The organism is Flavobacterium sp. IB48 (genome assembly GCF_016405855.1).
GTDB lineage: Bacteria > Bacteroidota > Bacteroidia > Flavobacteriales > Flavobacteriaceae > Flavobacterium > Flavobacterium ginsengisoli.
The window spans coordinates 74,912-86,986 of record NZ_JAEFCA010000011.1; the positions used below are offsets into that span (position 1 = coordinate 74,912).

General features: G+C 32.5%; 12 protein-coding genes. 4 read left to right on the top strand and 8 right to left on the bottom strand.

The features are described from left to right. The 3 genes from JC605_RS22500 to JC605_RS22510 form a co-directional block, all read right to left on the bottom strand. A complete protein-coding gene (locus JC605_RS22500) occupies positions 1-222 on the bottom strand; it encodes a DUF2795 domain-containing protein (RefSeq protein WP_007138072.1) in 222 nt (73 codons plus the stop codon). 238 nt (positions 223-460) lie between these two features. Further along, positions 461-1,030, bottom strand: coding sequence for a cob(I)yrinic acid a,c-diamide adenosyltransferase (locus tag JC605_RS22505; protein ID WP_198858330.1), 570 nt, complete (start codon positions 1,028-1,030; stop codon positions 461-463). Between the two features lie 82 nt (positions 1,031-1,112). Beyond that, positions 1,113-1,805 carry an ABC transporter ATP-binding protein gene (locus tag JC605_RS22510; protein ID WP_198858331.1) on the bottom strand — a complete coding sequence of 231 codons (693 nt, stop codon included), beginning with the start codon at positions 1,803-1,805 and terminating at the stop codon, positions 1,113-1,115. Positions 1,806-2,097: 292 nt separating this feature from the next. Here JC605_RS22510 and JC605_RS22515 point away from each other — a divergent pair, with 292 nt between their 5' ends. Next, positions 2,098-2,757, top strand: coding sequence for a DUF6565 domain-containing protein (locus JC605_RS22515; protein WP_198858332.1), 660 nt, complete (start codon positions 2,098-2,100; stop codon positions 2,755-2,757). A gap of 53 nt (positions 2,758-2,810) precedes the next feature. On the opposite strand, the gene JC605_RS22520 is transcribed toward JC605_RS22515, so the two are convergent. The 4 genes from JC605_RS22520 to JC605_RS22535 all read right to left on the bottom strand — a co-directional run bounded on the left by JC605_RS22520 (position 2,811) and on the right by JC605_RS22535 (position 7,137). Continuing rightward, entirely contained in the window at positions 2,811-3,590 is a 780-nt protein-coding gene (locus tag JC605_RS22520) for a class I SAM-dependent methyltransferase (RefSeq protein ID WP_198858333.1), read from the bottom strand. 22 nt (positions 3,591-3,612) lie between these two features. Continuing rightward, positions 3,613-4,086, bottom strand: coding sequence for an FKBP-type peptidyl-prolyl cis-trans isomerase (locus JC605_RS22525; RefSeq protein WP_198858334.1), 474 nt, complete (start codon positions 4,084-4,086; stop codon positions 3,613-3,615). A gap of 133 nt (positions 4,087-4,219) precedes the next feature. After that, on the bottom strand, positions 4,220-6,082 hold the full coding sequence (locus tag JC605_RS22530; protein WP_198858335.1) for an ABC-F family ATP-binding cassette domain-containing protein: 1,863 nt from the start codon (positions 6,080-6,082) through the stop codon (positions 4,220-4,222). Positions 6,083-6,171: 89 nt separating this feature from the next. Beyond that, on the bottom strand, positions 6,172-7,137 hold the full coding sequence (locus tag JC605_RS22535) for a T9SS C-terminal target domain-containing protein (protein ID WP_198858336.1): 966 nt from the start codon (positions 7,135-7,137) through the stop codon (positions 6,172-6,174). Between the two features lie 138 nt (positions 7,138-7,275). On the opposite strand from JC605_RS22535, the gene JC605_RS22540 reads away from it, so the two are divergent. Continuing rightward, positions 7,276-8,694 (top strand): undecaprenyl-phosphate glucose phosphotransferase, encoded by a 1,419-nt coding sequence (locus tag JC605_RS22540; protein WP_233074209.1) that lies wholly within the window; start codon positions 7,276-7,278, stop codon positions 8,692-8,694. Positions 8,695-8,700: 6 nt separating this feature from the next. On the opposite strand, the gene JC605_RS22545 is transcribed toward JC605_RS22540, so the two are convergent. Next, positions 8,701-9,438 (bottom strand): tyrosine-protein phosphatase, encoded by a 738-nt coding sequence (locus tag JC605_RS22545; RefSeq protein ID WP_198858337.1) that lies wholly within the window; start codon positions 9,436-9,438, stop codon positions 8,701-8,703. 111 nt (positions 9,439-9,549) lie between these two features. On the opposite strand from JC605_RS22545, the gene JC605_RS22550 reads away from it, so the two are divergent. Together JC605_RS22550 and JC605_RS22555 are read left to right on the top strand one after the other, a co-directional pair. After that, on the top strand, positions 9,550-10,740 hold the full coding sequence (locus tag JC605_RS22550; protein ID WP_198858338.1) for a DUF5009 domain-containing protein: 1,191 nt from the start codon (positions 9,550-9,552) through the stop codon (positions 10,738-10,740). Positions 10,741-10,961: 221 nt separating this feature from the next. Further along, positions 10,962-12,062, top strand: a complete 1,101-nt coding sequence (locus JC605_RS22555) for a hypothetical protein (RefSeq protein ID WP_198858339.1) — start codon at positions 10,962-10,964, stop codon at positions 12,060-12,062. The last annotated feature ends 13 nt before the right edge of the window (positions 12,063-12,075 follow it).

A 12,075-nucleotide genomic window follows, 5' to 3' on the forward strand; every position in this document is an offset into this window, starting at 1 on the left:
TTAATATTCATCCTCATTCCAAAGATAATCTTCGTCTGTTGGATAATCAGGCCAAATTTCTTCCATTGATTCATATATCTCACCCTCATCTTCGATTGATTGAAGGTTTTCTACTACTTCTAATGGAGCACCAGCTCTAATAGCGTAGTCTATAAGTTCGTCTTTGTTAGCAGGCCATGGCGCATCACTTAAATAAGATGCTAATTCTAATGTCCAATACATCTGTTATCTGTTTAGTTTGTGCAAAAATAAATTTTTTACTGAAAAAGACAAGTAAATTTTGATTTATTTTAATAAAATTTAAGAACGTCAATTGCTAAATTCCAATTTTTAAATTCCAAACTCCAAAAAAGGCAGTTATAGCGCCTAGTTTCAGAATTTTTCTATGTAATTTAAATTCCTGGATTTTTACTTTTTCCTTGGAATTTGGGATTTCAAAAATTTGGAATTTCCAGAAGATTTATTTTCTGGGTATCCATTTCACTTCCTCCGCTTTTAAGTCTGAGGACAACTTTCGTGCCAAGACAAAAAGGTAGTCAGAAAGTCGGTTTAAGTAAGTAATTGCTATTTCAGGAACGTGTTCATTATGACTTAAATGCACGGCTAAACGTTCTGCTCTGCGACAAATACAGCGTGCTATATGACAATGTGACACAGTTGGATGGCCTCCTGGTAAAACAAAATGCGTCATTGGCGGAAGGCTTTCGTCCATTTTGTCTATTTCGTTTTCGAGCAATTCAATATCGGAATCAATTATTCCGAGATTTTCTAAGCGAAGTTTTCCGTTTTTTAAAACTTCTTTTTCTTGTGGAGTTGCCAAAATGGCACCAACAGTAAAAAGTCGGTCTTGAATTTCGATTAAAATCGTTTTATAATGCGAATCTATTGCTTGATCACGGATTAATCCGATATAAGAATTCAACTCATCAACAGTTCCGTAACTGTCAATTCTGATATGATCTTTTGGTACACGGGTTCCTCCAAAAAGTGCCGTTGTGCCTTTATCGCCTGTTTTGGTATATACTTTCATTTTTTTTAAGATGCTAAGGTTCTGAGATACTAAGATTCTAAGTTTTCTCTTTTTGCGATTAAACGATTAACCAAATAAACGGTTAAACAGATTTTCTTGTGTCGCTTTCAATTAAACCGTCTCTCAAACGAATAATTCTATGTGCATAAGCCGCGATGTCTTCTTCGTGAGTTACAAGAATTACGGTGTTTCCTTGTGCGTGAATATCTCCAAAAAGTTTCATGATTTCTACAGAAGTTTTACTGTCTAAGTTTCCTGTTGGTTCATCGGCAAGAATGATCGAAGGTTTATTGACTAAAGCTCTTGCAACGGCAACACGCTGGCGTTGTCCTCCAGAAAGCTGATTCGGCTGGTGATCCATTCTGTCGGCCAAATTAACTTGTTTTAAAACTTCGGTGGCACGTGCAATTCTTTCAGATTTGCCGTAACCGGCATAAATCATTGGTAATGCAACATTATCTAAAGCAGTAGTTCTAGGCAAAAGGTTGAATGTCTGAAAAACAAAACCAATCTCTTTGTTTCTAATTTCGGCCAATTCATCATCTTTCATTTGACTGACATCTTTTCCGTTTAAAATATAACGTCCAGAGGTTGGCGTGTCCAAACAGCCTAATAAATTCATTAATGTTGATTTTCCAGATCCAGAAGGTCCCATTAAAGCAACATATTCGCCTTTTTGTATTTCTAGATTTATTCCTTTTAAAACATAAACCGTTTCATTGCCCAAAATAAAATTTCGTCTAATGTCGGTTATTTTAATTAATGGTTCAGCCATTTCCTTTTACAATTTTGGATTTAAAAGTACAAAACACTTTTCAATAAAAATTATAAGTAGTTGAGAATTGGTTTTTGTTACAAAAACGCTTTCAGAAATAAAGTTTTAAAAGAATATGTTTTTTAAATAGAAATGAGTTATATGTTTTTGAATTGTTTTTATATAATTGTCATTGTTTTGTTAATTTTATAGATTTAAGATATTTTTAATTTTAAAAACATGATAATAATGTAATTTATTGCGTCTTGGGTTTAGTAAATTTGATTAATCAATTAATTAAATAATCAAGATTATGAAAAATATCAAAATAGCTACAGGAATTGCATTATTAGTATTAGGGTTAACATCGTGTAAAGACGAGAAACAAGAAAAAGCTCAAAAAACAGTAGATAACTACGTTGTATATGTTGACTCTGTTAAAAATGTAGCCGCAGCCGATTTAAAAGACAATTGGAAAAGTGTAGAAGCAGAGTACGATAGAAGATCTCAAGAAGCGCAAGCGGCATTAGCAGACATTAAAGACAATGCTGCAGCAACAGAGAAAATAAATGCAAGTAAAATTAAATACGAGGAATTTAAAAATGAAATGACCGCCCAATTTGCCCCTCCAGCTCCTAGTCCGAAACAGCAGTTAAGAGATGCTTTGTTTGGTGCAGGAAGAATTGGTGATGATATGAGTTTTAGCTGGGTTAACGCCCAAAATATTCATAGCGTTTATCAGCAGTTTGTTCATACTGTAGAAAATAATAAAGACAAATATTCTAGAGAAGACTGGGATGAAATTAAATTAATGTACGAAGCTCTTGACAGTCGTAAAAATACAGTTGAAAAAGAAGGTTTGACAGCTGAGGATAACCGAAAAATTGCTGGTTTGAAAATTAAATTTGCACCAATGTATAAGATAAACAGAATGGGAGCTAAATCTGAAGAAAATAAAGAAGCAAAAAAATAAGATTTTAAAATTTTGAATTAGTAAAAAAGACGATCATTTCTGATCGTCTTTTTTTATGTTCTAATTATAAAATGCTCTTTCGGCTGTTCTCTTCTAAAGAATACAAATCCCCACTGATAAGTATCAATGGTGACTTTTACTTTTGGGTGATTTTTTATAATCTCCCAAGCTTCTTCCATATCTTCTGACCAATGAATATCATCAAAAATCCAAACAGAATCATTGTCGATTGTTGGCAATAAAAGGTCAAAATATTCTAAAGTTGCTTTCTTAGAATGATTTCCGTCAAAATATATCAGATTATAATTTGTTGCTTGAATGTTCTCAGAAATCAAAAAAGATTCAAATTCAGAAATTACATTTTCTACATTACTGCAATCAAATTCAGTTAATTGATTTTGAGCAATATTTGCAGTATTTGGACAACCTTCTATTGTTACTACTTTCGCTTTCGGATTTCCTAAAGCTAATGCAGCAGTTGCTAAACCCAAAGATGTTCCTATTTCTAGAATAGTTGAAGGCTGAAAATAATGGGTTACGCGAAACAATAATTCTGCACGTTTTGGCGAAATTCCTGCTGTTTGTGCGATTTTAGAAATTTGCCTTCTATTTGATTTAAAAACTCTTGAACCAGCTCCAAAATCGGTTACTTCAATGAAATTTTTATTCTCTAAAAGCGATTTTCTGTATTTTTTTAGAATGGCGTATTCTGGTTTAGATTTCTTATCATAAAAGCATTTAGTTAACAGGCTGAAAACAAATGGCGAATGCACTGCATGTTCGTTTTTAGAATGCCAAAGAAAAGTTAGATAAGATTTAATTTGAAAGAACATCTAGAAATTTAGCTATTGGATGTTAGTTTACTTTAATCAATTTTACGTCGAAAAGAAGTACTGATCCAGCTGGTATTCCAGGACGAGGAGAACTTCCGTAACCTAAATGTGCAGGAATAAGAAGAACGCCGCTTCCTCCTTCTTTAAAATAAGTAATTCCTTCTGTCCAACCTTTAATAACTTCATTAAGAGGAAAAGTCAATCCGCTATCTGTACTTTTGTCAAATAGGCTTCCATTGGTAAAATAACCTTTGTATGCAACAGTGACTTTTGAAGTAGCGGTTGGTTGCGCGCCTGTTCCTGGCTCGTTAATTATATAATAAAGACCTGTAGTACTTTTTGTTGCAGTCAAATTATTTTTAGTCAGATAATCTGTGATTTCTTTGTCATTCTCTGCACTATAATCTTTTGGAGGAGTAAAAGGTGTGTCTTTTTCTGTGCTGTTGCAAGAGATAAATAATGTTAAGGTAAATACGGCAGCTAATAATTTTTTCATTTAGGGTATTTTTTTAATATTTAATAAAGCGAAAGATAATTTTTGTTTCGCAGAGATTTACAAAGAGACTCAAAGAATCACAAAAAAACTTTGTGTAATTCAGAGATTTCTTTGTAAATCTCTGTGCAACAAATTATCCTTCAATTTTAGCAGAAAGCTCAAACCAGCGTTCTTCTTTTGCATCGATCTTGTTTATGATATTTTGCAGTTCATTTGCTTTTTTCTCGATATCAGTATCTGCTACTTTTCCGTCAGAGAATAATTGTTCGATTTTAGCTTTTTCAGCCTCAAGATCTTTAATTTCTCTTTCGATTTTCTGATATTCTTTTTGCTCGTTAAAACTTAAATTTCCTGTTGGATTATTTTGTTTCCAATCTTTCTTTTCTGCTTTGTTTTCTTCTTTTTGGGCAACATCTGCACTGTCTTCATATGCTCTAAAGTCAGAATAGTTTCCAGGAAAATTTTCGATTTCTCCTTGTCCTCTAAAAACAAATAAATGATCGACAATTTTATCCATAAAATAACGGTCGTGAGAAACCACCAATAAGCATCCAGGATAATCTAAAAGGAAACTTTCAAGAACGTTCAAAGTCACAATATCCAAATCGTTTGTTGGCTCATCGAGAATCAAGAAGTTCGGATTCTGAATTAGAACTGTACACAAGTATAAACGTTTTAATTCTCCACCGCTTAACTTTTCAACATAATCATATTGTTTTTTAGCATCAAAAAGGAAACGCTCTAATAATTGCGATGCAGAAATAATCTTTCCTTTTGTCAACGGAATATATTCTCCGTACTCTTTTATAATGTCAATAACACGCTGTCCCGGTTTTGGATTAATTCCTGACTGTGTATAATAACCAATTTTGATAGTATCTCCTTTTACAACACGTCCGCTATCTGGCGGAATTGTTCCTGTCAAAAGATTTAAGAAAGTCGATTTTCCAGTTCCGTTTTTACCAATAATTCCGATTCTTTCTCCACGCTGGAAATCAAAACTGAAATTATCTAGAATAACACGATCTTTAAATTTCTTAGAAAGTTTGTGAAGCTCAATAATTTTGCTTCCCATTCTTTCCATATTTATTTCAAGCTCAACTTTATTTTCTTTACGTCGGCTTTGTGCTTTTTCTTTAATAATGTAAAAGTCATCCTGACGTGATTTTGATTTAGTCGTTCTCGCTTTTGGCTGACGGCGCATCCATTCTAATTCTTTTACAAAAAGGTTTTTAGCTTTGTCAATACTGGCATTTTCAGAAGTAATTCTTTCTTCTTTTTTCTGTAAGTAATACGAATAGTTTCCTTTATATTGGTATAATTTTCCGTTGTCTAATTCTATAATTTCATTACAAACGCGTTCCAAAAAGAAACGGTCGTGCGTTACCATAAACAATGTAATGTTTTCTTTTGCAAAATAACTTTCAAGCCATTCGATCATTTCAAGATCTAAGTGGTTGGTTGGCTCATCTAGAATCAATAAATCTGGACGGTTGATTAGGATTATAGCCAAAGAAAGACGTTTTTTCTGTCCACCAGAAAGATTTTTAACTTTAAGCTTAAAATCTTCTAGTTTTAACTTAAATAAAATCTGTTTGTATTGCGTTTCAAAATCCCACGCATTATGCTGATCCATAGCATCAAAAGCTTTTTGGTAAGCTTCTTCGTCAGAAGGATTTTCTAAAGCCTTTTCGTAAGCTTCAATAACTTTAAGCGTTTCATTGTCTGAAGCGAAAATGCTTTCTTCAATCGTAAGTTCATCTTGAAGGTTGTTGTCTTGAGATAGAAATGCCATTCTAATTCCTTTTCTTAAAACAACTTGTCCAGTGTCTGGTTCTTCCAAACCATTAATAATGCTCATAATGGTTGTTTTTCCTGAACCATTTTTTGCAATAAAAGCGATTTTTTGATCTTTATTGATTCCAAAAGAAATGTTGTCAAAAAGGACTCTTTCGCCAAATGACTTCGATATATTTTCTACAGATAAGTAATTCACTTTGTAATTATAAGTTATAAATTATGAGTTATGATGTATTCTAAAACATAACTTTCTGCAAAAGTAAACTATTATCTTACAATAGCGAATTATTTATCGAGATACAAACCAAGAACAGAACTCAGATCAAAATAATGAATTTGTTGCGGATTGTTTAAAATAGGTTTTCGAACGAGAGATTCGTTGGTAATAAAATAATGAAGTCCGTCTTTTGTTGCAATTCCTTCTACTTGATGAAAAGGAAGTCTTAAATCGATTCTTCGTTTATTTCCAGACAAGAAATCCTGATTTTTAAAATCGTAAAGCAGATAAAAAAAAGGTTTTCCAACTTTAGTGTAGCCACACAAAATAATTAGTTTTTTGTTCTCCAAATAGGTGGCGCCAGTGACCAAACCTTTTGTGTCTAATGTCGATTTTAATTTTGCAATTTGAGATCCAGATTCTTTTGAAAGTGCATAAATAGTAGTTTTAGACGTTTTCCATTGTTTGGTAAACAAGTAAATGCTGTCTTTGGAAATAATAAAAGCTTCACAATCAAAATCGGTTTTGTTTGGTTTTGAAGGAGAAAAATCAGTTTGATCAGAATAAGTAAATGAAATGGTTTCTATTTTTGGATTTTCTTCTAGAAAAGACTTTTTCTCGATTTTGAGAATTCTTAAATCGGTTCTATTTCCAGCATAATTGTTTCCAAAATCGCCGATATAAATATAAGTATCGTCTTGAGAGATTTCTTCCCAATCATGATTGATAACTACCGGAAGAACAACTTTCTTTTTAATTCTTCCTAAAGAATCTAAACCATAAATTGTAGTGTCATGATCGTCGTTGTGTGTCCAAAGTAAATTTTCAAAAGCAATTAATCCCGAAGTTTCTTTTATAGAATCACTTAATCGAAAAGAATATTCTGGCGTGAGTTTCAAATTTTTGTAGGTGCAACTTCCATTATTTTGTTTAGATGACAAACTGTAATTCTCTGCCTGTGGATCTGTGCAACCAGAAATTTGGGCGTAAACCGAAGTGGTGATTGTTAAAAAGAAAAAAACAATTTTTAGCATGAGTGCAATGTTAAGTCTGCATAAGATAAAAGTAAAGTTTTAAATAATAGAATGAAATAAGTATAAAAAAAATATAATTTAAGTGTTATTTTGCATAAAAGTCTTTTTTATTCTTTTGGATAAAATCAAGCCCCCGACATGAAAATTCTACAAAAATTATCGCACTATCGAATTTCACGTTATTATAAACTTTTGTTTGTAGTAGTCGATATTGTTTTGTTGAATCTCGCAACTATACTTTCCGCATTGGCAAGATTTGGAAATTTGGATAAATTATTGTCTAAAGACGAAAAAACCATTTCGCTCGTAGCCATTTTAATTTGGGTGGCATTATTGCTCCAAAAAGATTCCAATCGAAGTGTTAGGGTAGAACCAATAGAATCGATATTGTGGAGAACTATCAAAAAGATTTCAATTCACGCCGCTTTGGTTTCAATATTCGTTGTTTACCTAAAATATAATGATATTTCAAGACTTCGTTTGTTTTATTTCTACCTGATATTTTTTGGATTGCTGATGTTTTCCCGATATTTTTCAATGAAACTTTTAAAATATGTTCGAGCGCAAGGATATAATTTTAAAACCTTTATTGTTGTTGGCGTAAACGAGTCTGGAGAAAAAATTCGAAAAGTACTAGCGAAAGATTTGACTTACGGATATCGTTTTTTAGGATTTTTTGATGAAAAAAAGGATCAGAAAATTGTTGATCCCAATTTGATTATCGGAGATTTTGAAGCTATTAAAGCATTTTTGAACGAGAATGAAGTAGATGAAATGTATGTGGCATTGCATATTGACAACATCGAAATCATTAACGAACTAACCAAAATTTGTGAACAGAACATGGTTCGTATTAAATTTATTCCAGATTTTCAGCTGTATACAAAAGCAAGTAAAGTAGAGGTTGCGTTTTATGAAAACACACCTGTTTTAATGTTTCGTCCAGAACCTCTGGAATTTGCTTCAAACAGACTTCTCAAAAAGATTTTTGATATTTGTTTTTCAGGTTTGGTAATCTTGCTGGTTTTTCCGTGGCTGTTTCCAATTATTATGATTATTATAAAACTAGAATCGCCTGGTCCTGTGTTTTTTAAACAAGAAAGATCGGGTAGAGATAATCGATCTTTTACATGTCTGAAATTTAGAAGCATGTATATAAATGGTCTTGCTCATAATAAACAGGCACAAAAAGGAGATAGCCGTATAACTAGATTTGGTGGCTTTATTCGTAAAACTAGTATCGACGAATTGCCTCAGTTTTTTAATGTCTTTTTTGGAGACATGTCGGTTGTTGGGCCAAGACCGCATATGGTTAATCTTGCCAAAGAATATAGCGATTTAATCAATAATTATTTGGTACGCCAATACGCAAAACCTGGAATTACGGGTTGGGCGCAAGTAAATGGTTTTAGAGGCGAAACAAAAGTTCTAAGCGATATGGAAAATAGAGTAGAATACGATATTTGGTACATCGAAAACTGGAGCTTTTTGCTTGATATAAAGATTATCGTAAAAACTGTTATCAATATTTTTAAAGGTGAGGAAAACGCTTACTAAGCTTTTTTAGAATTTAAAAAATTGATTGTTAGCAATAATCTCTTTTAAAGAATCAACATTTTTAATTTTTACTTTTTCGTCAAAAGCTTCGATGTGTTTTTTATGATGAACATCGGTTCCGCAAAAAGTGTACATTCCTTTCGCTAAAAGTTCATCAGCAATTTTCCCGATTTTAGAACCATAATAATCTACAGTAGAAAGTAAATTTAGTTGAAAAACACACCCCGCATTTTTTAATTTTTCGTATTCAGAAAACGCGTTGTGATAAAAAACATAACGTTCAGGATGTGCCAAAACAGGAATATAACCTGCTAATTGAATCTCAAAAATAGTTTTATAAATATTTAAAGGAGCATTTTGATAAGACATTTCAACTAGAATATAATTGTCTTTTAAAGTCAGAAGTTTTTCTTCTTTGAAATGATTTTCGAACCAGCTGTCTATAAAATATTCTGCCGCAGCCTGAAGTGGCATTTTAATTTTATTTTCTTCTAAAGCTGTTTGGGTTTCCTGAAGTTTGGACGCAATAATTTCTGGAGAATTCTCCCATACATAATGTTTAATATGAGGCGATGTAATAATTTGAGAAACTCCAAGTTTTTGCAAAGACAAAACCAATTCTGTTGATTTTGTAATGTTTCTTGCTCCATCATCAATCCCTGGCAAAACATGAGAATGAATATCTACAAAATTTCCGCCAAGCAGGTCTTTTAAAATGGGTTTTGATTTGAGGAATGATAACATGTGACAAAAATGTAAAAATCAGTTTTATAAGGCGCAAAATTAATCTAGAATTTGTAACCAGACATTTTAGAATTATGTTATATTTGATTTTTAGTAAAAAAGTAAAAAATTATGAAAATAAAAGAGAATCTGTTTAATCAGCGTATTGTTTCTATAGATGCTTTGCGTGGAATTACCATTTTTATAATGATTTTTGTAAATGAGTTGGCAAGTATACAAAAAGTGCCACAATGGATGAGGCATATGCCTGCAGATGCAGATGCCATGACTTTTGTTGATGTAGTTTTTCCTGCTTTTTTATTTATTGTCGGAATGTCTATTCCATTTGCTTTTAATGCTAGACTGATCAAAGGAGATAGTCCTAAAACAATTTGGACTCATACATTAAAAAGAGCTATTGCACTTATCATAATTGGCGTTTTTATGGTCAATTCCGAATATGGTTACGATGCTTCTAAAATGATAATTACGCCAGTGCTTTGGGCACTTTTAGCATATGCAATGCCAATTCCGATTTGGAATAAATATCCAAAAGATTTTCCTGTTTGGTTAAAAAATGTGCTTCAATATGGAGGGATTTTAGTCCTTATAACATTGTACTTTTTATATGTTCGAGATACAGGAGAAAGAGGAATGACACCAAAATGGTGGGGAATACTTGGTTTAATTGGTTGGGCATATCTTTTTACGGTTATTTACTATTGGTTAGTTTCAGGAAACTTATGGGCAATGATTGCATTTTTAGTTTTTTCTGTTGCGATGAATTCTCTTAATTTAATCGAAAATTCATTTGTGCACAGTACTCCTTGGCTAAGTTTTATAGCAGGACATCTTACACATGCTTCTCTAGTTTCGGCAGGAGTAATTATTTCATTGTTGTTTTTTGATAGAAAAGTCAGTCCCAAAATCAACTGGCCAGTAATTGGTTTTGCGGTTTTATTTGCAGTGACAGCGATTTTGCTTCGCCCATATTTCGGAATTTCAAAAATCAAAGGAACACCTTCATGGACTATGTTTTCGGCAGCAATTTGTACGGTTTTATTTTATTTTCTGTATTGGCTAATGGAAGTTAAAAAGCAAACCAAATGGAGCGAATTTTTTATGCCTGCAGCAGCAAATCCGTTATTGATTTATATTTTGCCAGGTGTAATTTATTATTTCTGTAAGCTTATAAACGTTCATATTATTCCAGGATATTTCAGAGTAGGAGTTCCAGGAATCTTGTGGTCTTTATTATTTTCTGTCATTATGCTTTTTGTAATAAAAATCTTGAATAGATATAAAATCCAGCTTCATTTGTAGTTTTAGTCGCAGTTACAGTTTACAATCTGAAAACTGTAACTGCGATTAAAAATTACCACTTATAAACTTTCGAGCATAAACTTGTCTATATTCTTAATAAAATTTTAAATTTGTAAGAAACGGGTTTTAAGATATTGTGTGTGAATAGTTTAAAAATAAAATACATCTTAGTTTTATTTTTTATAGGATCGTTTTGTCAGGCTCAGAACGATAGTACAGCCGTGGAAACTCGGGATATCTTAGACGTCATTCATAAAATTTTTGATAAACAGGATACTATTCGTCCAGATAGAAAACGAAAACTGGCTTTTTCTTTATTGCCCGTTCCGGTTGGTGTTAATTCTAGTAATGGTTTGGTTGTTTCTTTTCTAACTACTTTTTACTTGGGAGATGCAGAAAAAACTAAAATGTCCCAAATTACCTTTTCGCCTTATTTTAGTTTCAGCAATCAGTTTGTATTTCCCATCCAATCTTATATTTATACAAGTGATAATAAATGGAATCTTATTGGAGATTATCGGTATATGATTTATCCGCAGGATACTTATGGTTTGGGTGTAGATAATTCAGATAAAGAAATGTCAACGCTCGATTATCAGCAATGGCGTTTTTATCAGTTTATTACAAGGCAGATTGTCGGGAATTATCGTTTGGGAGTTGGTTTTCTTTTTGATAATTATAAAAATATATCTGAAGAATCTTATATAGACGGAGAAACAGATTATTATAAATACATGAATGGTGATTATTCTGATGAGACTTCTTTCGGATTTGCAATTCAAGGGTTATACGATTCACGAGAAAATATTATAAATCCCGAACAAGGTCTGTATGTCGAAGCCGATTTGCGACTCAATACCAGCGGAGTAGAAGGAGACAAATGGCAATCTCTATATTTTGATGCCAGAAAATACCACTCTTTTAGCAAAAACAAACATAGAGTTTGGGCATCAAGAGCATTTTTTTGGTCGACTTTTGGAGGAAAACCGCATTATTTGGATTTGCCAAGTATTGGTTGGGATCGAGAAGGAAAAACGGGGCGCGGATTTACTAAAAATAGATATAGAAGCAATGCTTTGGTTTATTTTGAAACCGAATATAGAACCGATATAAGCCGTAACGGATTTTTTGGTGCTGTATTTTTTACCAATGTTTCTTCGGTTTCTAAACTTGATACTTATGAATTCAAAAAATGGAATCCTGCAGTTGGAACCGGAATTCGCATAAAATGGAATAAACGCAATGGCAGTAATCTCGCTTTAGATTACGGAATTAGTAAAAACGACTGGTCGCTACGCTTGGGGTTATCAGAAAATTTCTAACTTCGGCCAAAAT